The sequence below is a fragment of the Saccharopolyspora sp. 7B genome, assembly GCF_020177435.1.
In the GTDB taxonomy this organism is placed as follows: Bacteria; Actinomycetota; Actinomycetes; order Mycobacteriales; family Pseudonocardiaceae; genus Saccharopolyspora_C; species Saccharopolyspora_C gregorii.
In genome coordinates this window covers 70732-95849 of sequence record NZ_JAIUKC010000002.1, presented here as the reverse complement: position 1 = coordinate 95849, position 25118 = coordinate 70732, and the positions used below count along the sequence as shown (strand labels likewise).

The following is a 25118-nucleotide window of genomic DNA, read 5'->3' as shown; positions in this document are numbered from 1 at the left end:
CTCCCTCAAGCTCGGGGTCGTTCGAAGCCGCCCACCGGGGTCCAGGCCCGCTTGAGGGTGGCCAGGTGCAGCGTGATGTCCGAGGCGTGCAGCCCCGGCAAGGTGCCGATGACCTCGTCGGTGTAGCGGAAGAGGTCCGCCTTGGCGGGCAGCACCATCTGCCCCACCAGGTTGAACCGGCCGGTCGCGGCGGCGAGGAACTTCGTGCCGGGATGGGCGGCGAGCTGCCGCCCGGCGGCGTCGAGCCGTCCCGGGTGGATCGAGAGCCACAGCATGAACTCCACGCCGTAGCCCAGGACCCCGGGTTCGACCAGCGTGCGGAACTGGACGCTGTGCGAGTTCAGCAGCCGGTCCAGCGCCCGCGCCGCACCGGATTCGCTGCAACCGAGGCGCCGGGCGAGCACGCTGATCGGGAGCCGCCCGTCGCGGGCCAGCTCCTCGGCGACCGAGCGTTCGAGCTCCCCCATCGCGCGCGGCGGCCGGCCCCAGTCCGCGCGTTCGTAGGCCGGGGTCGGCGACCGCCGGAGGTCGTCCGCCGCTTCGTCGGGCAGCAGCCCGGTGTCCCAGGCGGGGGCCGTGGTGAAGGTGCGGATCACCGCGACGCTCTCGGTGCCCGCGATGAGCCCCGCCCCGGGCAGGTCGGTGAACAGCAACCGCAGCAGCTGGTCGTTGTCGTGGGCGACGAAGTCGACGATCAGGTCGGCGGTGCCGGTGACCACGGCGAGGAACCGGGCTTCGGGGTGGGCGGCCAGCAGCTCCGCCAGTTCCCACCCCTTGCCCGGTTTCGCCTGGATCCGCACCAGCATGGAGGAACCCGCGGCGGTGCGGTCCAGGTCGATGACACCGACGACCCGCACCAGCCCGCGTTCGAGCAGCGCGGTGAACCGGCGCTGCACGGTGGTCTCGCTCGCCCCGGCCCAGCGCGCGATGGCGCTCCACGGCGCGCGGCCGTTGAGCTGGAGCGCGGCGATGATGCGGCGATCCACCTCGTCGACCGGCTCGGCGCGGTGCCCTGGATTCATGCGGCGGAACGCTAGACAGCGAGCGGCACCCGGTCAACGCGGGAATCCTGCACCGGAGCCGGTTTCGGCGGGCCATGCTCCCGAACCTCGCGCCCGATCGCGCGGAAACCCGCAGAGCGACCGGCCCGGCCCGGTCACCTCGGACGCGCCGGATCCCACCAGGTGATCGGCGAAATTCGTTCCGAACCTGTCCGCGGGTGGCCGGTCCGCGGGTGGCCGGTCCGCGGGTGGCCGGTCCGCGGGTGGCCGGTCCGCGGCTGACCGGTCCTCCGGGGGCGGAGCCCGTCGCGGGGGGGGGCGGGGGCCCCCCCCGGGGGGGGGGGGGCCCCCCCCCCCCCCGCGCCCCGGGCCCCCCCCCCCGCCCCCCCCCCGCGGGGGGGCCGCCCCCCCCAACCCGCCGGCTGGCCGGGGCGGGCGGGGGGGGGGGGGGGGGGGCCGGGGGCGGGGCGGGGGGGGGGGGGGGGGGGGGGGGCGGCCCGGGGGGGGGCGGGGCCCCCCCCCCCGCCCGGGGTGGCGTCGGCGCGCCCGCCGCTCGGCGCCCGGGCCCCGCCCTCCTGCCGCGCCCCGGCGGTGGTCCGGCACGCGAAACCCGGCAGCGGAAAGCGTTGCGCTGAACGGGTTTCGTCCGCCGCACGGACGGGTGGAGATCCCTGACTTCGCACCACCGTCCCGGAAGCATGGAGATCGTCTGCCCTCTCCGACCCCGACGAGGAGCCCGCCATGACCGGCACGCCGGTGCGCCACCCCACGACCCGCAGCCGCCCCTTCGATCCGCACGACGGGCTGCGGGAACTGCGCGCGGCGCAACCGCTGGCGCGGCTGCACCACTCCGACGGCAGGCTCGGCTGGCTGGTGACCAGCCACGAACTGGCCCGCGAGGTGCTCGTCGACCACCGCTTCAGCTCCAGCCTCGACGTGATGCGCGGCCCCGCCGACGGCGAGGACACCTTCGACGAGGTGCCGCCGGGCCTGTTCAGCGTGCTGCCCGCCGCCGAGCACGCGTGGTACCGGCGCAAGCTTGCCGCCGCGTTCGCCCCGCGCCGGGTGCAGCGGCTGGAGCCGCTGGTCGCCGACGTCGTCGAGCGGCGGCTCGACGCGGTGGAGGCCGCGGGCGGGCCCGTCGACCTGGTCGAGGTCTTCGCGAGCCCCGTCGCGTTCGAGGTGATCGGCACGCTGCTCGGCGCGCGGCTGGACCGGACCTCGGTGCGCGCCGCCACCGAATCGATGCTGGCGCTGGAGAACGACGCGGAGAGCACCGGGCGAGCGTGGGGACGGCTGTGGACCGAGCTGCACGAGCAGGTGCGCGCCAAGCGCGCCGCCCCCGGTGACGACCTGGTGAGCGCGCTGCTCGCCGACGAAGACCTCTCCGACGAGGAGATCGCCACGATGTGCTCGATGCTCATCACCGGCGGCGACGACACGACGGCGAACATGCTCGGCCTCGGCACCTACGCCCTGCTCGCGCACCCCGAGCAGCTCGCGGCGCTGCGCGCGGACCCGGCGATGATCGACACCGCGGTGGAGGAACTGCTGCGGTACCTGACGATCAACCAGTTCGGCGCCACCCGCACCGCACTGGAGGACGTCGACCTGCGCGGCAGCACCATCCGCGAAGGCGAACCGATCACGGTGTCGCTGTCGGCGGCCAACCGGGACCCGGAGCGGTTCCCGGAACCCGACCGGCTGGACCTCGGCCGGCCGGCCACCGGGCACCTCGCGTTCGGGCACGGCATTCACCACTGCTTGGGCGCGCAGCTCGCCCGGGTGGAGCTGCGGCTCGGGTTCTCCGGGCTGCTGCGGCGGTTCCCCGGACTGCGGTTGGCGGTGCCCGCCGCCGAGGTCCCGCTGCGCGAGGCCTCGGTCAACTACGGCGTGCACCGCCTCCCGGTGACGTGGTGATCAGGGGCGGGCCGCCCGCCCCGGTCCGGCGGGCGGTCAGGCCCCGTCCCAGGCGATCGGCAGCCGCAGCGGGCCGCGGGTGAACAGCCCCCGCTTCCACTCCACGTCCTGCTCGGAGGTGGCGAACCGCAATCCCGGCAGGCGCCGCAGCAAGGTGCGCAACGCGATCTGCAACTCCACCCGGGCCAGCTGCGCCCCGACGCAGAAGTGCGCGCCGTAGCCGAAACCGACGTGCGCGGACTCCTTCCGCGTCACGTCCAGCACGTCGGGGTCGTGGTACACCGACTCGTCCCGGTTCGCCGAGACCAGGCTCACCAGCACCGGTTCGCCCGCGCGCACCAGCACCCCGCCCACCTCGACGTCCTCGGTGGCGTAGCGCGGGAACGCCGCCATCGAGAACAGCGGGACGTAGCGCAGCAGCTCCTCCACGGTCGGCGCCACCAGTTCCGGGTCCGCGACCAGCCGGGCCGGCAGCTCGGGCCGGGCGAGCAGGGCGTACGTGAAGCTGGAGATCTGCGAGGCCGTCGTCTCGTGCCCGCCGACGAGGATCGCCACCGCCAGGGACAGCAGCTCGTCGTCGTTGAGCCTGCCGTCCACGTCGCGGGCGGTGACGAGGATGCTCATCAGGTCGTCCTTCGGCGCCTCGCGGCGCTGCACGATGAGCCTGCCCATGTACTCGCGCAGCTGCGTGGCGTAGGACCGGATCTGCTCCGGGGACAGCCTGCCGACGGACATGAACGCGTCCGACCAGGTCTGGAAGTCGTGCCGGTCCGCGTACGGCACGCCCAGCAGCTCGCATATCACGCCCGCCGGGAACGGCCGCGCGAAGTCCTCCGCGAGGTCGGCGGTGCGACCGCGTTCCAGCATGCCGTCGACGAGCTCGTCGGCGAGCCGCTGCACCCCGGGGCGCAGCTTCTCGATGCCGCGCACCGTGAAGGCGTGGCTGAGGATCTTGCGGATGCGGGTGTGCTCCGGTGGATCCAGGTACTGCAGGCTGCGGATGTGGCGGCCGATGGCGCCCTTCGGCCGGGTGCTGGGCTCGTCCCGGTCGAACGCGAGCGCCCGGCTGAACCGCGGGTCGCTGAGCACGAACTTCACGTCCGCGTAGCGGGTGGCCAGCCAGGCCGGTTCGCCGTAGGCGAGCTGCACCCGCGACACCGGGTCGTCGCGCCGCAGCTCCGCGTAGGACGGGTGGACCCCCAGCCGGTCCGGTTGGTCGAACGGGTAGCTCCGCGGGTTCCCGGCCGAGCCCGGTCGCGGGACGTCCTCCACGCTGTTCACAGTTCCACCAGCACCTTTCCCCGGTTGCCCGCGCTACCGCGGTACAGGCTGTCGTAGGCGTCCGGGATCGCGTCGATCCCGTGGTACGTGGTCTGGTCGTGGCGGAGCCGCCCACTGCGGACGAGCGGGCCGAGGTCGGCGCGCAGCGCGGCCCACTCCTGCTCGGTGTGCCATTCCAGCGAGTAGATGCCCCGGACCGTGGTGCGCGGGTACATCAGCAGCGGCAGCAGCCGCGGTCCGGTCTCCTCGCCACCGACCTGGTGCGCCCACTGCCAGCAGATCGCCACCCGGCTGCCGACGGTGAGCAGGGTGAACGCGGCGTCGGTGATCGCGCCGCCGAGGTTGTCGAAGTACCGGTCGATGCCGTCCGGCGCGGCGGTGGCGAGCTCGACGCGGACCTGTTCGGCGGGGGTGCCGTCCCGGTAGACCACGACCTCGTCGAAGCCGAGCCCTCGCAGGTACGGCACCTTCTCCGGCGAGGTGGTCGTGCCCACCACCCGCGCCCCGGCGAGCCCGGCGAGCTGGCCGACGAGCGCGCCCACACCACCGGAGGCACCGCTGACGAGCACCGTGTCGCCGGGCCGCACGTCGAGGAACTTCGTCACCGTCCCCCAGGCGGCCATGCCGGGTCCGCCGAAGACGCCGAGCGCGCTCGACAGCGGCAGCGCCTCGTCGTGGTGGGCCTGGTCGAGCCTGCGGAAGCCGGGCACCTGCAGCGGGAAGGCGCTCCGGAACACCGTGCCGCCGGCCCCGGTGCTGATGACGTGGCTGCGCCAGCCGCCCCAGCCCTGCACCAGCTCGCCCGGCTGGAAGCGGGCGCGGGGCCCGGCCTCCAGGACCTCCATGACCGAGTCGCCGCCCGCCGTCTCCCCGAGCGGCAGGTTCAGCGTGATCCCGTGCAAGTACGGGTCGAGGGAGACGTACCGGACGCGCAGCAGCATCTCCTCCGGCCGGAGCCGGACCTCGACGTCCTCGACCACCTTCTCGTACATCCGGTCGACCGCGGGCACGCCCTCCGCGTGCTCGCGGATGACCCATTTCTCGATCTTCACCTCAGGCTCCTCGCTTCGGGGCCGGCTCGGCCGCCGCGGCCTGCCGGGGGACGTCCGGTCCTACCGGGATGACCCGGTGGGTGGGCGGTGGTGCGGATTCGTCGATGTGCGCGGTGAACTCCTTGGCGTCGTCGCGGCACACGAAGTGCATGACCTGCCTGCCCGCGCCGACGGCCCGGATGAGGCCGCCGGTCGTGGCCCACACCCCGGACAGGTAGAAGTTCGCCAGCCCGGGCAGCCGCGGCCCGTGCTTCTTGATCGCCTCCTCCATGTCCTCGCCCCCGTCCACGAACGGCTGCCAGCCGAGGACGGTGCCGTCGTAGTTGCCGGTGTAGCGGACCTGGGTGAGCGGGGTGGAGATGTCGCGGGTGACCACGGCGTCCCGCAGCCCGGGGTGGCAGGTGTCGAGGTGGTCGACCAGCGCGTCCTTCACCTGGCGCTTCGCCGCGTAGTAGGCGGTGCCGCGGCGCACCGGGAGGGTGTGCACCTCGGTGCCGTGCCGGACCCGGGTCCGTTGTTCCGGCCCGGTGCTCAGCGCCCGCCACGGTTCGATGTCGCAGAAGTAGGTGGCGTACACGACCGCGCCGCCCGGCGGGGCCAGCTCCGGGTAGTGCTCGCTGCGGAACTGCACGTTGATGCTCGGGTGGCGCAGCCCGATCAGCTTCGACGCCACGTCCTCGTCGAGCAGGTGTGTGGTGCAGGGATCGACTTCGGGGAACGGCCGGTCCAGCCCGAGGAACAGCGCGAAGTACCCAGGGAAGATCATGCCGGGCTCGTCGATGGTCTTCTCGTAGAGCCGCCGGTGGTCGTCGGAGAGGTACCGGCCGCCGAGCAGTTCCATCGTGGTGGTGCGCCCGTCGCAGGCGGACACGATGATGTCGGCGCGGTGTTCGCTGCCGTCGCTGAGCCGCACCCCGACCGCGCGGTCGTCCTCCACCAGCACCTCGACGACCTTGGCGTTGTAGGTGATCCGGCCGCCGAGCCGGTGGTAGCGCTGCTCGATGGAGTCCGACAGCCCCTGCGAGCCGCCTTCCGGCACCCCGGCCGAGCGGTTGGCGTGCGAGGCGAGCTGGAAGTAGAACGGCAGCACCGGGAACGCCGGGTGCTTCTCGTAGAGGATGAAGTTGAACGCCTCCCGCAGCAGCGGATCCCGGAACTTCGCCGAGTAGTCCGTCATCAGGGTGGTGATGGAGGTGCGGATGACGTTGAGGTACGGCAGGAACGAGGCCAGCATCCGCCAGCGCTCGAACCGGCCCATCAGCCCGACCGGCTTGAGGAACGGGTAGACCGTGATCGCCTTCCGGAACTTGCGCAGGCCGTTGCAGAAGTGCCGGATCAGCCGCGCGTCCGCGGGAGACAGCTCGGTGAGGTGCGCCTGCAGCCGGTCCGGGTCGGAGTAGAAGTACACCGCCCGCCCGTCCCGCGCGCGCACCACGTTGAACACGTCGAAGTGCCGCATCTCCTTGCCCTGCAAGGCGCCGAGCTCCAGCCAGATCTGGTGCATCTCGTTGCCGGGCCCGTTGCCGAGCAGCCAGCTCACGCAGATGTCGAAGGTGAAGTCGCCCTTGTCCCACGCGGTGCAGCAGCCGCCGGGGATCTCGTGCATCTCGAAGATCCGCGAGCGGTAGCCGTTCATCTGGGCGTAGCAGCCGGTGGACAACCCGCCCAGCCCACCACCGATGATGATCATCGTTTCGCGGTTCACCGCGGTCCCCTCCTGTCGTGCCGAGTCGGATCCCGGTCCAGCAGCGGCAGTTCGCCGAGCATCTCGCGGTCCCACGGTTCCTGCTGATCGCTCTCCCACGCGCGGAACGGCACCCCGAGCTCCTGGCAGAGGAACTGCGCGGCGTGCCTGCCGGAGGAGGCCGCGCGGATCAGGCCACCACCGTCGACCCACTGCCCGGCCATTGAGAACCCGCGCAGGCCGGGCAACCGCATCCGGTCCCGGTCGACCAGCTGCGCCAGCAGGTCGTCGGCCGCCCCGAAGGATTTCCAGGCGAGGATGCTGCCCGCGAAGTTGCCGGTGTAGCGGTGTTGGGTGACGGGGGTGGCCACGTCCACCGACTCGACGCGGTCGTCGAGACCCGGGTAGCGGCGCTCCAGGAACGAACGGACGAAGGTGGCGACCCGCTCCTTGCGCGCCCGGTACTCCCGCCGGTTCGAGCGGCGCAGCTCCCGCCAGGAGGCGAAGTCCGTGAAGTACGTGCAGTGCAGCAGGGACTTGCCGGGCGGAGCGCACCCCGCCCAGTATTTCGACCGCAACTGCACCACGATGCTGCGCTGCGCCACCCCGGGCAGCGCCGCGCAGTCCTGTTCGGACAGCAGGTAGGTGGTGCTGTGCGGCGTGCCGGGCGGAAGTTCCCCGTCCACGCCGACGAACGCCGACAGGACTCCCGGGTACACCTCCTCCGACCGGTGCAGCAGATCCTCGTACAGGCGATCGACCGCGGGGCCGGTGTAACGGCCCTCCAGCATCCGGTAGATCGTGGTCGCCCCGTCGCAGGCCGACACGACGTGGTCGGCGTGGTGCCGGGTCCCGTCGCGCAGCTGCACCCCGACCGCACGGCCGCCCTCCACCAGGATCCGCTCCACCCTGGCCCGGTAGCGGATGTCCCCGCCGAGGTCGAGGTAGCGCCGCTCGACCGAGCGCGCCAGCCCGAGCGACCCGCCCTCGGGGAACCCCGCGTTGCCGTGGTGGGCCGCGGCCATGTTGAGCAGGTACGGCAGCAGCGGGAAACCGCCGTGGTCCTGGAAGAAGATGAACGGGAACGCCCGCCGCAGCAGCGGATCCCGCAGCCCGTCGGTGAAGCTCGGCATCCCGGCGGTCGCGGTGCGCCGGTACAGCATCGCGGCGGGCAGCGCCCGGGCCACGGCCGCCAGCTTCTCCCGCCGCGTCTGCAACGGCCCCGGGACCAGGTGGGGGAAGTCCGCCGCGGCCAGGAACCGGCGCAGGTACCGGCAGAACGAGCGAATCGGCCGGGCGTCCTCCGGCGAGATCTCCAGCAGGTGCCGCTGCAACCGGTCCGGGTCGTTGTAGAAGGTCACCTCCCTGCCGTCGGCACCGACGACCCGGTTGAACATCTCGAAGTTCGTGATGCTCTTGCCGTCCAATGCTCCGAGCTCCTGCCACACGCGGTGGGCGTCGTTGCCGGCCGCGGTGCCGGGCAGCCACTCGATGCAGTAGTCGAAGATGTAGCCGTCGCGGCCCCACGCGGTGCAGCAGCCGCCGGGCAGCACGTGCTTCTCGAACACCTGGGTGCGCAGACCGCTCATCCGCGCGTAGCAGGCGGTCGCCAGCCCGGCGATGCCGCCGCCGATGACGATGACGCTGGGGGCCCTGTCGGCGGGGTGCTCAGGCGACATCGGCGGCACCCCCGGCGAGGACCTCGCGCACCAGGTCCGCGTTCGCGCCGACGTGCTCGCGGTCGAGCATGTCCGCGTGCGCCCCGGATCCGCGCAGCACCTCGGCTCCGCGCCGCGAGCGGTCCTGCCAGCCGCCCTCCTCACCGGTGAGGTGGATCGGGAGGTTGTGCGGGTCGCTGAGCACCGTGATCGGCGCGTCCAGCACCGCGGTGTTCGGGGTGCGGCCGCAGAACTCCAGGTACTCCCGGGCCTGGTCGCGGGTCTCCTCGGCGACCACGTCGGTGCCGGTGTGCCTGCGCAGGTGTTCGGCTAGCTCCCGCTCGAACTCGGCGAGCTGTTCGTCGCCCACCTCGAACGGGGCCGAGATCCGGTAGGAGTCGACGATGATCACGCGGGCGACCCGCCTGCCCCGCCGCTCCAGCTCGCCCGCGACCTCGAAGGCCAGGTTCCCGCCCAGCGAGTAGCCCAGCAGCCGGCAGGCGCCCTCCGGCTGGAACGCCTCGACCAGGTCCGCGTAGCGGGCGATCTTGTCGTCCCCGCTGAGGTAGTTGAACCCGATCAGCTCGTGCTCGGCGAGTCTCCCGGCGAGCTGGCGGTACACCAGCCCGTGCCCGCCGACCGGCGGGAAGCAGCACAGCGGATCGCCGCGCCCCTCCCCGAACCGCACGTACGGCTGGGATCCCGGCAACCGCCCGGTGATCACGTGCTCGACGGTCTTGGCCATGCCGTGCAACGTCGTGGTCTTGAACAGCTCGCCGACCGCGACGGTGATGTCGAACTCGGCCTGCACGTGGTGGATCAGCTCGATCAGCTTGATGGAACTGCCGCCCAGCTCGAAGAAGTCGTCGTGCAGCCCGACCCGGTCCAGGCCGAGCAGGGCCTGCCAGTGCGCGGCCATCCGCTCCTCGAACAGCGTCGTGGTCGGTTCGTGGTCGTGGGTCCGCGCGGCCGACGGGGCGGGCAGCTCGTCGAGGTCGACCTTGCCGCTCGTCGTCAGCGGCAGCTCCGGCAGTTCCACCAGGTGCGCCGGGATCATGAACGTGGGCAGGTGCTCGGCCAGGTGGCGGCGCAGGCCGCGCCGGTCCAGCTCCGCGCCGTCGACCGGCACGCAGTAGGCGCACAGCGCGGTCTCCCCGCCGGAGTCCGGGCGCGCCACCACCACGACCCGCTTGAGCTGCGGCCAGGCGGCCAGGTGCGCTTCGACCTCACCGAGCTCGATTCGGTGCCCGCGCACCTTGATCTGCGAATCGGCCCGCCCCAACAGGTGCAGCACGCCCCGCTCGTCCCAGCGCGCCAGGTCACCGGTGCGGTAGCAGCGCACCGGCTCCCCGCCCGGGGACAGGGTGCGGAACCGCGCGGCGGTCTGCTCGGGGTCGCCCCGGTAGCCGGTGCCCCCCGCGGCCCCGCCGAGCCACAGCTCCCCGGTGACGCCCGCGGGCACCGGCCGCTCGTGCTCGTCGAGCACGTAGCAGGTGGTGTTCGGCAGCGGCATGCCGATCGGCACCGGCTGCCCGGGTTCCATCCCGTCGGTGGACCCTTCGAAGCAGGTGCTGTCCACCGTGGCCTCGGTGACCCCGTAAGAGCTGATCAGCCGGGTGTCCGGGCCGCACAGCTCGCGCAGCCGCCGGTGCTCCTCGACCTTCCACACGTCGGAGCCGACGACCAGCACCCGCAGGAAGTCCAGCCGCGCGCCGCGGGATTCGCAGTGCTCCACCAGTCCGCGCACCACCGCGGGCACGAACTCGGCGCAGTCCACCCGTTCCCGGACCATCGTCCGGTGCAGCAGCGCGGTGTTGAACAGCAGGTCCCGGTCGACGAGCACCAGGGTGCCGCCGGTGCTCAACGCCCGCACCAGGTCGCCGGTGAACACGTCGAAGGCCGGGCTGGCGAGCTGCAGGTGCACCCGCACGTCCCCGCCGAGGCCGTACTCGCGCTGCCAGGACGCCTGCGCGGAAGCGAGGTTGCGGTGGCTGACCTGCACCGCCTTCGGCAGGCCGGTGGAGCCGGAGGTGCAGCAGACGTAGGCGGGCGAGTCGAGCGCGACCCGGACCTCCGCGCCCGCGGGCTCGCCGGCGCCCTCCGCCGCGAGTTCCGCCGGGGTCAGCAGCTCCGCCGCCGTCCCGAGCACCGCCCGCATCGGCTCGTCGGCGAGCACCACGCCCGCCCCGGACCGCCGCACCATCGCCGCGAGCCGATCCGGCGGGTGCCCCGGGTCCAGCGGCAGGTAGGCGGCGCCGGCGCGCAGCACCGCCAGCACCGAGGCGATCAGCTCCGGGCCCTTCCCCTGGCACAGCCCCACGATCGAGCCCTCGCCGACGTCGCGCGCCCGCAGCCCGCGCGCCAGCCGGCCGGACAGCTCGTCCAGTTCGGCGTAGCTCATCCGCCGGTCGGTCCCCGGGTGCGAGACCGCGATCGCGTCCGGGTGCTCGCGGGCGGCGGCGACCACCAGCTCGTGCACGGGTGCGCCGACGGCCGGTTCGCGGCCCGCGCCGCTCCACTCGCCGAGGATCCGGTCCCGCTCGGCCGCGTCGAGCATCGGCAGCTCCGCGATGCGCCGCGCGGGCGGTGCCGCGGTGAGCGCGTCGAGCAGCGCCGTGTAGTGCCCGGCCAGCCGTCGCATCGTCGCGGGCAGGAACAGGTCGGTGTTGTACTTGAACACGCAGTGGAAGCGCTGGTCGGCTTCGTCCTCGTACACCGACAGCGTCAGGTCGAACTGGCCCTCCTCCTCGGGCAACTCCACGTAGTCGAGCCGGTAGCCGTACTGCTCAGCGGAGACCTTGTGGTGCAGCAGGATGAACATCACCTGGAACACCGCCGAGCGGCTCGGGTCGTGCTGCAACCCGAGCTGCTCGACCAGCAGCACGAACGGGTACTCCTGGTTGTCCAGCCCGCCCAGCACGGCGGTGCGGACCCGGTCCAGCAGCTCGGCCACCGCCGGGTCGCCGCCGAGGTGCGCGTGCAGCGGCAGCGGGTTGACGAAGTAGCCGTACACCGAGCCGAACTCGGGCGCGGTGCGGCCGGTGACCGGGCTGCCGACGATGAGGTCGTCCTGGCCGGAGTACCGGTGCAGCAGCAGGTAGTAGGCGCTGAGCAGCACCACGAACGGGGTGACGTTGTGCTCCCGCGCCAGTTCGTGCACCCGGGCGCTGAGCTCGGTGTCCAGCGCGAAGAACTCCGAGGCCCCGTTGTGCGTCTGCACCAGCGGGCGCGGCTTGTCCGTCGGCAGGTTCAGCACCTCGATCCGCTCCGGCAGGTGGGAGCGCCAGTGCTCCAGCATCCGCCGAGCGTCGGGCCCGGCCAGGAACTCGTTCTGCCGGTTGAGGAAGTCCAGGTAGCTCGCGGCCACCGGCGGCAGCTCGACGGGTTCACCGCGCCGCAGTCCTTCGTACAGGGCCAGCAGTTCCTCGATGAAGGTGAACGTCGAGATCGCGTCCGAGATGATGTGGTGCACGGCCTTCACCAGCACCCAGCGGTCGGGCGCGCGCTGGAACAGGCGGAACCGGATCAGCGGATCGCGTTCGAGGTCGTAGGGCGCGCGGTAGGCCGCGACGATCCGCCGGTGCACCTCCTCCCAGAGCAGGCCGCGCACGTCGACGACCGCGAAGTCCGGCACCGCCTCCGGCGCGATCACCTGCACCGGTTCGCCGCGGTGCAGCAGGAAGTTGGCGCGCAGGCTCGAGTGCCGGGCCACCAGGGTGCCGAACGCCTCGGCCAGCAGCCGCGGGTCCAGTTCGGTGCGGACCTCGACGGCGCCGCCGATGTTGTAGGCGAAGCCGTCGGGGTGCAGCTGCTTGAGGAACCACAGCGCCTTCTGGTTCTGGGTGAGCGGGAAGCGGTGCTCGTCGCGGAAGACCTCCACGGCCGCCACCGCGCCCGCGTCCGCGCCCGCGGACTCCGCGAGCTCGTCGTGGACCTGCTGGACCAGTTCGCGCACCGGGGTGTTGCCGAGCAGCGCGACGACCGGCAGCGCCACGCCGAGCTCCGCCTGGATCTGCGCGCGCAGCTCCATCGCGAGCATCGAGTCCAGGCCGAGCGCGTTGAGCCCGTCCTGCCCGTCCACCGAGTCCGGCGGCACCTGCAGCACACCGGCGACCAGCGCCGTGAAGCGCTCGGTGAGCAGGTCGTGGCGCAGCGCGGGGTCGGCGGCGCGGAAGATGTCGAGGAACCCCGCGGTCTCGCCCGCGTCCCCGGCATCGGCGGCGGACGCGAGCTCGGCGACCAGCGGCGGCGCGACCGGGTACCAGGACAGGAAGGTGGGCCAGTCGACGACGGTGGCGACCACCAGCTGGGCGTGGCGCTGCCCGAGGACCCGCTCCAGCACCGCCATGCCGGCCTCGGGGGTCAGCGAGCTCATGCCGCGCGCGGTCCGGTAGTGCTCGACGAGGCCCTGCTCCTCGATCATGCCGGTGGCCCACGGACCCCAGTCGATGCTGAGCGCGGGCAGCCCGAGCGCGCGCCGGTGGTGGGCGAGCGCGTCGAGGAAGGCGTTGCCCGCCGCGTAGTTCGTCTGCCCCGCGGTGGTCAGCAGCGACGCGATCGAGGCGAACAGCACGAAGTGCTCCAGCGGCTCGTCCCGCAGGTGCCGGTGCAGCAGCAGCGAGCCGACGACCTTGGGGTCGTGCACCGCGCGGTAGGCCTCGCGGTCCAGGTCGGCCACCAGCGCGTCGCGCAGGTTCCCGGCGAGGTGGAACACCCCGCGGATCGGCTGCGGTGCACCGCGCCGGTGCTCGGCGAGCCAGGTGGTCAGCGCGGTCTCGTCCGTGATGTCGAGGCCGACGACCTCGGGGTGCGCGCCGAACGCTTCCAGTTCGCGGACGAAGCGGACGCGGCCGCCCACCGGGGAGTCCGGGTGTTGGTTCCCCCACTCGACGCGCTCGGGCACCCCGGAGCGGCTGATCAGCACCAGCCGGCGCGCGCCCCGCTTGACCAGGGTGCGGCACAGCAACCGGCCGAGGGCGCCGAACGCGCCGGTGACCAGGTAGGTGCCGTCCGGTCGCAGCACGGGCGGCAGCGGCGTCGACAGGTCCTGCGCGGGGCGCAGCCGGGCGGTGCGGAACGTGCTGCCGCGCACCGCGATCTCGTCCTCGTCGGGCGCGGCGACGGCGCGCAGCACGTCCGCGGCGTCCGCCGCGGAGTCGGCGCGGCCCGGGTCGAGGTCGATCAGCTTGCCGCGGTTGCGCACCGCCTCCTGCTGGCGCAGCACGCGGCCGACGCCCCACGCCGGGGCGCCCAGCGGGGCGACCACGTCCCCGGGGACGACGGCCTGCGCTCCTCTGGTCACCACGTGCAGCTCCGCCGCGCGGTGCCGCTGCTGCAGCACGTCGGCGAGCGCGATGAGCGAGTAGCCGCCGAGCTCGGCCTGCGCGTCGATCTCGGCGCGGCCCAGCGCGTCGATCGGCGCCGGATCCAGGTTCCACAGGTGCAGCACGTGGTCGGGGCCGTCCGCGCCGAGTTCGTCGAGCAACCGCCCCAGGTCGGCGCGGTCCCCTGGCCGCAGCTCGGATTCCGCGTCCCCGCGCCGGTACCGCGGCCCGGGACGCACCAGGTGGCAGCTGCCGCCGCCCGCGGTGATGGGGGCGGCGAGCGCGGCGCCGACGCCGCCCCGGTCGGCGAGCACCAGCCAGCGGCCGCTCGCACCGTCCGCTTCCACCGCAGGCAGCGGCTGCCACACCGGTTCGACCAGCCAGTTGTCGATGGTGCGGCGGGCCAGCGAGCCCGCCCGCTCCACCTCGCCCGCGCGGAAGCCGTCGATGCGGCCCAGCGGGGTGCCGTCCTCGGCGAACAGCGCGAGCCGCCCGACGAGTTCGCCGCCGTCGCGCGCGGTGATCCGCGCGTGCACCCAGATCGGCCGGTCCCCGACCGGGTCGAGCCGCAGCTCCGCCAGCGACAGCGGCAGCCGGATCCCGGTGCCGCCGCTGCCGTCGCGCAGCACTTCGGGCACCAGCAAGGTCTGGAAGCAGGCGTCCAGCAGCACGGGGTGCGCGTGGTGCTCGGCCGCGTCGCGGGCCTGCGCGGTGGGCACGATCCGGGCCAGCGCTTCGTCATCGCCGAGCCACACCTGCTCGATCGCCCGGAACGCGGGGCCGTACTGGTAGCCGGCCGCGTCCAGCGCCGCGTAGCAGGACTCCCGGTCCAGGCGGCGCCGGTCGGCGCCGCGCAGCGCGGACCAGTCCGGGACGTCGCCGAGCCCGTCACCGCCGATACCGGCGGAGCCGCTCGCGTGCACCGCGCGCCGCTCGTCGCCGCCCGGGGTCGCGATGGTGAACCGGGCGTCCTCCCCGGACAGCGCGAGCTGGACCTTGCCCACCTCGCCGTCGGCGACGAACAGCGCCCGGCGGAACTCCAGGTCGCGCAGCAGCACCCGGTCGTCGCCGGTGAGGGCGCGGACGGCTTGCGCGGCCATCTCGACGTACCCGGCGGCGGGGAACACGACGGTCCCCTGGATGCGGTGGTCGGCCAGGTACGGCGACCGTTCGAGGTCGAGCGCGAGTTCCCACCCCGGCTCGGCGGTGGCCAGGCGCCTGCCGAGCAGCGGGTGGTCGACCCGCCCGAGCCGGATCTGCGCGACCGCGTCGGGTTCGGTCCAGTAGCGGTCCCGCGCCCACGGGTACGGCGGCAGCGCGACGACCCGCCCGGCCGGGTGCAGCGGGGCCCAGTCGACCTCGGCGCCCCTGGCGTGCAGCGCGGCGAGCGAGGTGAGCATGCCTTCGACCTCGTCCTCGCGGCGCCGGAGCGACGGCAGCACGATGCCCTCGGCCCCGGCGTCCGCCAGGCATTCCCGGATCGGGTGGGCGAGCACCGGGTGCGGGCCGATCTCCAGGAAGGTGCGGTGCCCATCGGCGATCAGCCGGTCGACGGCGGCGCGGAAGCGGACGGGTTCGCGGACGTTGCGCCACCAGTACTCGGCGTCCAGCTCGGGCCCGCGCGCCCGGTCCTCCGTCGCGGTCAGGTGCAGCGGGACGCGCGCCCCCTGCGGGCGGATCCCGGCCAGCGCGGCCAGCAGCTCGTCCTTGATCGGGTCCATCCGCGCGCTGTGGTACGGCACCCGGACGTCCAGCTGCCGGGCGAAGACGTGCTCGGCCTCCAGTTCGGCGGCGAGCGCGCGCAGCTCCTCCTCGTCCCCGGCCAGCGTGATCGCGGCCGGGCCGTTGACCGCGGCCACCGAGACGCGGTCGCCGCGGCCCCGCAGCCGCTCCAGCGCCGCGTCCTCGTCGAGCGCGACCGCGAGCATCGTCCCGGTGCCGGTGAGCCGCTGCTGCAGCCTGCTGCGGTGGATCGCGATGGTGGTGGCGTCCCGCAGCGAGTACACCCCGGCTTCGTGGAAGGCGGCGATCTCGCCGGTGCTGTGCCCGACGATCGCGTCCGGGCGCACCCCGCGGTGCCGCCACAGCGCGGCCAGCCCGACCTGCACGGCGAAGTTCGCGGGCTGGGCCAGCCAGGTCTCCCCCATCCGCGTTTCCGCTTGCGGCGCGCGGAGTTCGTCGACGAGCGACCACCCGGCGAGGTCGCGGATCTCGGCGTGGCAGCGTTCCACGGCCTCCCGGTACACCGGTTCGGCCTCGAACAGCTCCCGCCCCATCGCCCACCACTGCGGGCCCATGCCGCTGAACGCCCACACCGTTGCGCCGCCGTCCCGGCAGCGGTCGGCGACCACCCGGGGGTCCGCTTCGCCGCGCAGGTGCGCGTCCAGCCGTTCGCGCAGCGAGTCCGCGGACGAGTACACGACGTCGAGCCGGGCCGCGTGGTGCTGGCGGCGCCGCGCGAGGGTGTAGCCGAGGTCGCGCAGCCCGGTCTCGTCGACGCCGTCCAGCTCGGCGCGGACCGCCTCGACGCGCCGCCGCAGCGCGTCCTCGTCGCGGGCGCTGATCGGCAGCACGCTCGGGGCCGTGGGCTCGTCCGCGACCGGCGCCCGCGCGGGGGCCTCCTCGACGAGGACGTGCGCGTTGGTGCCGCCGAAGCCGAACGAGTTGACCCCGGCGCGGGCGGGGCCCTCGTGCGCGGGCCAGCCGGTCAGCTCCAGCGGGATCCGGTACGGCAGCGCCGCAAGGTCGATCGCCGGGTTGAGCTCGTTCAGGTTGATGTGCGGCGGGATCCGGCCCGCGCGCACCGCCAGCGCCACCTTGATCAGGCCGACGACCCCGGCGGCGGCCTCGGTGTGCCCGATGTTCGTCTTCACCGAACCCACGTAGCGCTCGTCGCCGTCCCGGTGCCCGTGCGCGAGGGCGCGCCCGAGCGCGTTCGCCTCGATGGGGTCGCCGACGGCGGTCGAGGTGCCGTGCGCCTCCACGTACTGCAGGTCGCCGGGCAGCAGGCCCGCTTCGGCGCAGACCCGTTCGACGAGTTCCGCCTGCCGGTCCCCGTCGGGCACGGTGATGCCGCCGGTGCGGCCGTCCTGGTTCACGCCGGATCCGGTGATGAGCGCGTAGATCGGGTCGCCGTCCCGCTCGGCGTCGGCGAGCCGCTTGAGCACCACCGCGGCCACGCCTTCGGAGCGCACGTACCCGTCGGCGGCGGCGTCGAAGGTGCGGGACAGCCCTTCGGGGGACAGGAAGCCGCCGCGGGTCTCGCTGATCGTGTACTGCGGGGCCAGCTGCAGCGAGGTGCCGCCGACCACCGCGAGCTCGCTCTCCCCGCTGCGCAGGCTGCGGCAGGCCAGGTGCGCGGACACCAGCGAGGAGCTGCACGCGGTGTCGATCGAGACGCTGGGGCCGCGGAAGTCGAAGCAGTGCGAGATGCGGTTCGACACCATCGTCATCATCGTGCCGGTGGCGGTGTGCGCGGCGAGGGTGCCGAAGTCCAGGTCACCGAACTGCAGGATCTTGTAGTCGAGGGTGAAGGCGCCGATGAAGACGCCGACGTCGGTGCCCGCGAGGTCGGCCGGGCGCTGGCCGCCGTCCTCCAGCGCCTCCCAGGTGACCTCCAGCAGCTTGCGCTGCTGCGGGTCCATGTGCGCGGCCTCGCGCGGGCTGATGCCGAAGAAGGCGGGGTCGAACTCGTCGAAGCCGTCGACGTAGCCGCCGCGGCCGCCGACCAGGCGGCCGGCCTTGGCGGGATCGCCGCTGCGCAGCGTGCCGATGTCGTAGCGATCGGGTGGTGTGGGCGTGAGGCAGTCCCTGCCCGCGGCCAGGTTCCGCCAGAACGCCCCGGGGGTGCTCGCCCCGCCGGGTAACCGGCAGCCGATCCCGATGATCGCGATCTTGTCCTCGTGCGGCGGGGTGCTGGATTCGGTGCCCATCGGATCCTCGTGTCCTCGCGACCATCGACGTCAGTTCGGGTAAGTGGCACCCGCCGGTGATATCCGCAACCGGCGCCGCCGAATCGAGGCTAGGAACCGACAATGGTGCGAGCTACCCGTTCCCCGCGCCCCCACCCGACCGGGTATTCCTTTTGCTCCGACCGGGGTTCCCGAACGAATGATCTTCATCGGCATCCGGGCGAATTCGCGAAATTCCGTGGACGGAACCGCCGCGGTCGGCATCGTGCTCCGGCTCCCGATTCCGTTGGTGCAGCAGGGATTCCGACACCAACAAGTGATCCACTTCACTCCTCCCCGGCACCCGCGGGCGCGCCGGGAAATACCGACATACCTAAGAAGAACATTGCTCCCGGCAATTACCCGAAGGAATCGGCACAAAACCGAGCATTCCTCGATCCGCGCGAAGTTCCGGCAGTGCGGGAACTCGTGGCGACCGCGGAAGAACCACGAGGCCCGCGAGAACTCGGCCAGCGAATCCGAGGACGCGTTCTCCCGGCCCGCGCCCCCGCGCGATCGGGAACCGGCCCGGCCGGCCCGGGTGTGACGGCGGCCGCAGCCGGGCGCGGGTCGAACCTACGCCTGCGTAACCTGGCGCGATGGCCGAGATCGTGTACCCGCCCGTAGTGCTGGCGGCGAAGACCATGTTCCGCGTGCTGGACAACCGGCTGCGCGTGACGGGAACCGAGCACATCCCGCGCACCGGTGGAGCGGTGATCGCCTGCAACCACGTCAGCTACCTGGACTTCATCTTCTGCGGGCTCGGCGCGCAGCCGTCCCGGCGGCTGGTGCGGTTCATGGCGAAGAAGCAGATCTTCGACCACGGGATCGCCGGTCCGCTCATGCGCGGCATGCACCACATCCCGGTGGACCGGTCCGCCGGCCGGGCCTCCTACGACGAGGCGGTCGCGCGGCTGCGCGCGGGCGAGGTCGTCGGGGTGTTCCCCGAGGCGACCATCAGCCGCTCGTTCACCGTCAAGCCGATCAAGTCCGGCGCGGTGCGGATGGCCGCCGACGCGGGCGTCCCGGTGCTGCCCATGTCGCTGTGGGGCACGCAGCGGCTGTGGACGAAGGGCAGGCCGCGCACCCTCACCAAGCGGCACGTCCCGATCCACATCCACGCGGGCGAACCGTTCCACCCCGGCCCGGACGACGATCCCGAGGTGCTGAGCGAGGAGCTGCGCGCCCACATGTCCGCGATCCTCGACGACCTGCAGACCGGCTACCCCGACGGTCCCGCCGGTGAGGACGACCGCTGGTGGCTCCCGGCCCACCTGGGCGGCACCGCTCCCACCCCGGAGGAGGCCGCCGCGCTCGACGACGAGCGGTGAGGTGTCAGCGCGGGTCGACGTCGCCGAGCCAGGCCAGGACGTCCGCGCGCAGGTCGTCCAGCGGGCGTTCGCCGGACAGCCGCAGGACGGGGCGGTGCAGCCCGGCCAGCCAGGCCTCGTCCGCGCTGCGGCGGCCGGGCACGTCGGTGTCGTCGTAGTCGCCCGCCCAGGAGAGGAAATCGTGGTGCGCGGCCGCCAGGCTGCCGCCCGCGGCGACGGCCGTGCCGTAGCGGACGACGTCGCGCCGCCGCAGCCGTTCGAGCCGGACGTCGGTCTCGGCGGTGAGGAACACGACGGCGTCCACGTCGGCGATCACCTCGTCGCCCCATCCCCGCAGCGTGCCCGACAGGACCCACGCGGGCCGGGGCACGAACAGCGACCGCATCAGCGGAACCCGTTCCGCCACCGGGCGCTTGTCGGTGTACGGCGGCGAGGTGGGCAGCCACAGGTAGTCGTCGACGTCGGCGTGCGGCACCGCCCAGGCGACGGCCAGCGCGCGTCCCAAGGTCGTGCTGCCGACGCCGGTCGCCCCGGTCACCAGCACTCGTCGTCCCGGCATCCGCTCCCCCTCCGCTCATGGTCAGCGCACCACGGTAGCCGGGCCGCGATCGACTGTTCGGTCCGCACCGCGAGGGCGGCGCGCGGCTCGTCGATCACGCGGGGGCAACCCGCCGCGCTCCCCGGCGTCCCACTAGTAGCGGGCGGGAGCACGGGTTCCCGCGAAGAGAGGAGCACGACATGCTGCGGACCACCCTGGGGGCGCTGGCGCTGGCGGGCACGGCGCTGGCGGTGACGGCGTGCGGAGCAGGTGCCCAGGCGGGCCAGTCGGCGCTCGGCGCGCAGTCGGCCGCCGGGGCCGATGCGGCGCGCACCGCATCGGCCGACACCCCGCGCTGCGGTACCGGTGATCTGGACGCCAGGTTCGGCGGGGTCCTCGACGACGGCTCCGGGCAGCTGCGCATCCAGCTGGAGTACACGAACGCCTCCGACCACGAGTGCATCCTGCGCGGCGCGCCGGGCGTCGACCTCGCCGGCCCGGACGACCCGGTGCACGGGCCCACCTATTCGGTGCCGCGGGTGGACGACGGGGATCCCGGGTACCTGCTGACGGCCGGCGAGCGGGGCATCGCGGAGCTGACGGTGCTCCCGGACCGCAGCCCCGAGGCGTGGCGGCCCACCGAACTGGTCACCATCCCGCCGGGTCAGGAGGACCCGCTGCACATCCCGTGGTCGCACGACTTCGGCGTGCTGCGCCAGGACGGCGCCACCCACCCTGGCACCTACGTGCACGAGTTCAAGCCGTTCTGACCGGACGAGCGGGCCGGTGGACGGTCCGCTCCCGCAACGGGATTCGCGCAGTCCACGAAGGACGAGAGGTGACCGCGCACCCCACCGAGGAACGATGATCCGGCCGGTCCCGCGCGGGGAGGCGCGGGACCCACCCGGACTGTCGACGTCCCCACGACCCCACCCGACGGTCTGCCCTTCTCCTATCAGCGGCGAAGCCGCTGAGCCGCCGACCACCCGAGCAACGGCACCACCCGCGGGTTCTCAGCCGCTTCCTCGCGAGGACAGCGTTTTCCCTCGTGGCGGAGCCACTCGGGAAAAAGATCCCGCAGCGAGAAAGCGGCTGAGGTTCCGCCACCCGACCACAGATCAACCGAACCCCAACGTGCGAGGAAGAACTCAGTCGGCGGTCAGGCGGTGCCAGGCATCGGCCCGCCAGTCGCCGTCGTCGACGGAGATCCGGTCACCGGCCGAATCCCACTGCACCAGGCCCCAGCCGTCGGACTCGCCGCCCTCCTGCCAGCCGACCAGCGGCCAGTAGGCGAAGTTCGCGTGCTCGGCCACCAGGAAGTCGGTGAAGTTCTCGAACCACTCGCGGGCCTTCGCGTCCTGCTCACCGCGACCGACTCCGAACTCGCTGATCCACAGCGGCGCGGTGTAGGGCTTGCCGTCCTCGGTGACGAAGAACGCCTGCCTGCGCAGCACGTCGTAGAGCTCCTCGCGCGACATGTCCTGGTAGCGCGGGTCGTGCGTCTCGCCGGTGCCGGTGGCGCCGCTGTGGTTCGGCCCGGTGTAGCCGTAGAAGTGCGCCGAGTAGACGAGCTTGTCCGGCTTCACCAGCTGCTGCGGCAGTTCGCGCACCGGTTCCAGGGTGGGCCGTTCGTGCGGCAGGCCTTCCACCGGGAGCCCGGTCCAGTTGATGCCCTCGATGATGATGAGCAGGTTCGGGTTGGCCTCGTTGAGGATCCGGTCCCCGGCGCGCTGCGAGGCGGCGAACCAGTCGTGCTCGTCGCCGAGACCCCAGTTCGGGTCGTCGAAGACGTCCCGGCGCACCTCGTTGTAGAGGTCGGCGCCGACCACCCGCTCGTTGTCGGCGTAGCGCGCGGCCATGAACGCCCAGTCGTCCTCCCACTCCTGGTCGCTCTGGCTGCTGTTCCACCGCTCGTTGCCGTCGACGCCGCAGCACCAGCGGGAGGTGCCGGTGTGGTTGTTGAGGATCACGGCGAGCCCGCTGCCGGTCAGCGCGCGCACGGCCGCGTCGTAGATCTCCAGCCGCGTCTTGCCGCGCAGCTCCGGGTTCGCGGTGACCGCCTCGTCGGGCACGGTGGCCTCGTCGTCGATCATGTCGTTGGAGAACGGCAGCCGGATGCTGTTGATGCCGAGCTCGTGGAAGCTGCCGACGATGTCGTCCATCGAGGCGCGGTCCAGGCCGAGCGGGATGCCGTGGGAGTGCTCGCCGTCGTGGTGGTTCGCGGGGTCGTCGACGTCCCCGCTGCCGTTCCAGGTGCCGCTGGCGCCGTGCCAGTTCCCGGACTTCAGCTGGAAGTCGTTGCCGTCGGCGTCGACGATGCGGCTGCCCTCGGTGTGCAGCGGCCCCGTCCAGGAGGCGTCGGCCCGCTCGGACGCGGCCGCGGTGGCGGGCACCAGCAGCGAGGCTGCCAGCACGGCGACGAGGACTCTGGCGATCACGCGGACATCTCCACTGGTCGGCTCCCCGGAAGTCGGTCGATCCGGAGATCGACGGTGGCCGACCCATCCTCGCAGCGATCACCGCACCCGGATGATCGGGAAATCCACGGTTTTCCCGTTCGCGGCGGCCTCTCGGCCGGGCCCGTCGCAGCAGGTGGCCTACAGTTGCGGGATGTCGTTCCGCCCCGCCACGCGTCACGTCCCGATGTCGGTGCAGATCGGTGACCAGGTGCGGAAGCGGATCACCTCGGGCGAGTGGGCGGTCGGCACGAAGCTGCCGGGCGAACACGACCTGGTGGCGGCGTTCGGAGCGAGCCGCGCCACGGTGCGCGAGGCGCTGCGCGGCCTGATCCACGCCGGACTGCTCGAAGCCCGGCCCGGCGACGGCACCTACGTGCGGTCCGCCAGCGAGCTCGACGCGGTGCTGCGGCGGCAGATCTCGCCGCGCGCGGTCGACTCCGTCTTCGAGGTCCGCGAAGCGCTGGAGATCTACGCCGCCCGGCTCGCCGCGGCCCGCGCCACCGACGACGAGCTCGGCGAGCTGGCGGTCCTGCTGGCCGACCGGGACGGGGCGACCGACTTGAGAGGTCGCCTGGAGCGGGACATCCGGTTCCACGACGCCCTGGTGGCCGCCTCCGGCAACCCGCTGCTGCTCGACATGTACCGCGGGGTGGACCGGGCTTCGACGTACTCCCCCGGCGAGCTGTCCGAGCGCGCGCGGCGGCGGTTCCTCGTCGGCGAGTGGGAGGACGAGGACGAGCACCACGCGTTGATGAGCGCGCTGCGGCAGCGGGACCCGGACGCGGCGGCCGACGCGGCGACCCGCCTGCTGCAGCACGCGCGGGAGGCCTTCGTGCGCGCGGAGGACGGCGGCACCGACGACGGGTGACGCACGTCAACTTGGCACGCTCGTGCAGCTGTCATACATTTGCCGGTGACCGTCGCTCGGCCCGCCGAGCGGGGAACACCGCTGACGCCGGGCGCTTCCGCCCGTGCCGACCGGCCGGACGTCGAGGCCCGCGCCACCGCGCGAGGACCACCGATCCGGCCGCACCCGCGACGATCACCGCGCACCGCTCGCGCGCTCACCGAGAACCACGCTCGACGAAGGCTGCCGAAGTGAACTCCACCAGCACGACCCACCCGGCACCGACCGGCGACACCACGAACCGTCCACTTCGGACCGGCCTGGTGCTGGTCGGGATCCTGCTGACCGGCGCGAACCTGCGCGCCGGTCTCACCGTCGTCGGCCCGCTGGTCGGGGACGTGCGCGCCGACCTGGGCCTGTCCTCCGCGGTCGCGTCCGCGCTGGTGAGCCTGCCGCTGCTGTGCTTCGCGCTGTTCTCCCCCGTCGCTCCGCCGCTGGCGGCCCGGTTCGGTCTCGAACGCACCCTCGGCGGGGCGCTGGCGATCCTCGCCGTCGGCATCGTCGTCCGCTCCGCGCCGTGGCAGCCCGCGCTGTGGATCGGCACGCTGGCCCTCGGCTTCGCCATCGCGCTCATCAACGTGCTGCTGCCCGCGTTGATCAAGCGGGACTTCCCGCAGGACGGCGGACGGGTCACCGGGGCCTACTCGGCGACGCAGTCCGCGTTCGCGGCGCTCGCGTCCGGGGTCGCCGTGCCGCTCGCCGGGGTCTCGGACTCCGGCTGGCGCGTCTCGTTCGGGATCTGGGCGGGCCTCGCGCTGATCGGCTTCGCCGTGTTCAGCCCGCAACTGCGCCGCTCCACCCGTCCCCGGCACGAGGTCGCCGCGGCCCTCGACGCGCATCCCGAGCAGTACCGTTCACCGTGGAAGTCCGGCCTCGCCTGGATGATCACCGTGTCGATGGGCACCCAGAGCGCGCTGTACTACTGCATCATCACCTGGTGGCCGGAGGTCGAAGCCGCGCACGGCACCGCGCCGGCGACCGCGGGCCTGCACCTGAGCGTCCTGCAGTTCTTCGGCATCGCCGGGAACCTCGCCACCGCCGCCATCATCCACCGGTGGGCGCGCGACCAGCGGGGCCTGATCGTCGGGCTCGTGCTGATCAACGTCGTCGGCCTCGGCGGCATGGTGCTCGTCCCGGCGCTGGCGCTGCTGTGGAGCGTGCTGCTCGGCCTCGCCGGCGGCGGGATGATCGTGTTCTCGCTGTCGGTGTTCGGGCTCCGCACCCGCCACCACGGGCAGGCCGCGGCGCTGTCCGGCATGGCCCAGTCCTTCGGCTACCTGCTGGCGGCCTTCGGCCCCACCGCGCTCGGCACCGTGCACGACCTCAGCGGCGGCTGGACCGCACCGCTGCTCGTGCTCCTCGGCTTGCAAGCCGTGCAGCTGGTCACCGCGTGGGCCGCCGCGAGCCCCCGCCATCTCTGAGCACCGAAGCCGGTCGGCCGGTTCCCCCGCGGCGAGGACGGCACGGGACCCGGCGCGGGCAGTGGCCGGGCGTCAGCCGTGGCGCAACGCCGACCAGCGCAGCTTCTCCCGCTCCCGCCGCGGCAGACCCGCGACGACCAGGTCGTAGGAGTCCTCGACCAGGTCGCGGACGTGCTGGTCCGGGACGGTGGCGTTGACGACGACGGTGTTCCAGTGCCGCTTGTTCAGGTGGTAGCCGGGCAGCACCGCGTCCGGGTGGCTGGTGCGCAGGTGCACCGCCAGGTCCGGCTCGCACTTGAGGCTGACCCGCAGCGGTTCGGCGTCCAGGCGGCTGATCGCGAAGAGCTTCCCGGCGACCTTGAACACGCTGTTGCGCTCGTCGAACGGGAACTCCTCCCGCGCGCCGGGCATGGCCAGGCATGCGGCCTTCAACTCGTGGGGCGTCACGGCTCCCACCGTAGGTCGCACCCCCGACGGCGCGAGCCTCCGCGGGGGGGGGGCCCGGGGCCCGGGGGCCCCCCGGGGGGCCCCCCCCCCGGGGGGGGCCCGGGGGCCCCCGCCCCCCCCCCCCCCCGGGCCCGGGGCGGGGCGG

14 protein-coding genes are annotated in these 25118 nt (G+C 73.3%); 5 read left to right on the top strand and 9 right to left on the bottom strand.

The features are described 5' to 3' along the window. Window positions 1-5 precede the first annotated feature (5 nt). Window positions 6-1022, bottom strand: a complete 1017-nt coding sequence (locus LCD33_RS00375) for an Lrp/AsnC family transcriptional regulator (RefSeq protein WP_224965894.1) — start codon at window positions 1020-1022, stop codon at window positions 6-8. 720 nt (window positions 1023-1742) lie between these two features. Between LCD33_RS00375 and LCD33_RS00370 the strand changes: the two genes are divergently transcribed. Continuing rightward, window positions 1743-2921, top strand: a complete 1179-nt coding sequence (locus LCD33_RS00370; protein ID WP_224977372.1) for a cytochrome P450 — start codon at window positions 1743-1745, stop codon at window positions 2919-2921. 36 nt (window positions 2922-2957) lie between these two features. Here LCD33_RS00370 and LCD33_RS00365 read toward each other — a convergent pair whose 3' ends face one another. The 5 genes from LCD33_RS00365 to LCD33_RS00345 are packed head-to-tail and all read right to left on the bottom strand — an operon-like array spanning window position 2958 to window position 17852. Next, a complete protein-coding gene (locus LCD33_RS00365; RefSeq protein ID WP_224957330.1) occupies window positions 2958-4202 on the bottom strand; it encodes a cytochrome P450 in 1245 nt (414 codons plus the stop codon). After that, window positions 4199-5254: an NADP-dependent oxidoreductase gene (locus LCD33_RS29240; protein WP_224957329.1), complete on the bottom strand. Its 1056-nt coding sequence runs from the start codon at window positions 5252-5254 to the stop codon at window positions 4199-4201. Before LCD33_RS29240 ends, LCD33_RS00365 begins: the two co-directional genes overlap by 4 nt. Before the next feature lies 1 nt (window position 5255). Continuing rightward, a complete protein-coding gene (locus tag LCD33_RS00355) occupies window positions 5256-6959 on the bottom strand; it encodes an NAD(P)/FAD-dependent oxidoreductase (RefSeq protein WP_224957328.1) in 1704 nt (567 codons plus the stop codon). Continuing rightward, on the bottom strand, window positions 6956-8617 hold the full coding sequence (locus LCD33_RS00350; RefSeq protein ID WP_224957327.1) for an NAD(P)/FAD-dependent oxidoreductase: 1662 nt from the start codon (window positions 8615-8617) through the stop codon (window positions 6956-6958). Before LCD33_RS00350 ends, LCD33_RS00355 begins: the two co-directional genes overlap by 4 nt. Further along, window positions 8607-17852, bottom strand: coding sequence for a non-ribosomal peptide synthetase/type I polyketide synthase (locus LCD33_RS00345; RefSeq protein WP_224977371.1), 9246 nt, complete (start codon window positions 17850-17852; stop codon window positions 8607-8609). Before LCD33_RS00345 ends, LCD33_RS00350 begins: the two co-directional genes overlap by 11 nt. A 617-nt stretch (window positions 17853-18469) precedes the next feature. Here LCD33_RS00345 and LCD33_RS00340 point away from each other — a divergent pair. Then, window positions 18470-19201 carry a 1-acyl-sn-glycerol-3-phosphate acyltransferase gene (locus tag LCD33_RS00340; RefSeq protein ID WP_224957325.1) on the top strand — a complete coding sequence of 244 codons (732 nt, stop codon included), beginning with the start codon at window positions 18470-18472 and terminating at the stop codon, window positions 19199-19201. A gap of 4 nt (window positions 19202-19205) precedes the next feature. On the opposite strand, the gene LCD33_RS00335 is transcribed toward LCD33_RS00340, so the two are convergent. After that, window positions 19206-19760 carry a hypothetical protein gene (locus LCD33_RS00335; RefSeq protein ID WP_224957324.1) on the bottom strand — a complete coding sequence of 185 codons (555 nt, stop codon included), beginning with the start codon at window positions 19758-19760 and terminating at the stop codon, window positions 19206-19208. 179 nt (window positions 19761-19939) lie between these two features. Between LCD33_RS00335 and LCD33_RS00330 the strand changes: the two genes are divergently transcribed. Continuing rightward, the gene (locus LCD33_RS00330; RefSeq protein WP_224957322.1) at window positions 19940-20509 is read left to right on the top strand and encodes a DUF4232 domain-containing protein; all 570 of its coding nucleotides are present in this window, start codon (window positions 19940-19942) and stop codon (window positions 20507-20509) included. A 378-nt stretch (window positions 20510-20887) separates the two neighbouring features. Here the strand turns inward: LCD33_RS00330 and LCD33_RS00325 are convergent, their stop codons facing one another. Next, window positions 20888-22177, bottom strand: a complete 1290-nt coding sequence (locus LCD33_RS00325) for a cellulase family glycosylhydrolase (protein ID WP_308011200.1) — start codon at window positions 22175-22177, stop codon at window positions 20888-20890. A 172-nt stretch (window positions 22178-22349) separates the two neighbouring features. Here LCD33_RS00325 and LCD33_RS00320 point away from each other — a divergent pair, with 172 nt between their 5' ends. Then, entirely contained in the window at window positions 22350-23066 is a 717-nt protein-coding gene (locus LCD33_RS00320) for a FadR/GntR family transcriptional regulator (RefSeq protein WP_224957321.1), read from the top strand. 230 nt (window positions 23067-23296) lie between these two features. Continuing rightward, window positions 23297-24526, top strand: a complete 1230-nt coding sequence (locus LCD33_RS00315; protein WP_224957320.1) for an MFS transporter — start codon at window positions 23297-23299, stop codon at window positions 24524-24526. A 72-nt stretch (window positions 24527-24598) separates the two neighbouring features. On the opposite strand, the gene LCD33_RS00310 is transcribed toward LCD33_RS00315, so the two are convergent. Beyond that, window positions 24599-24973 (bottom strand): MmcQ/YjbR family DNA-binding protein, encoded by a 375-nt coding sequence (locus LCD33_RS00310; RefSeq protein ID WP_224957319.1) that lies wholly within the window; start codon window positions 24971-24973, stop codon window positions 24599-24601. Between the last annotated feature and the right edge of the window lie 145 nt (window positions 24974-25118).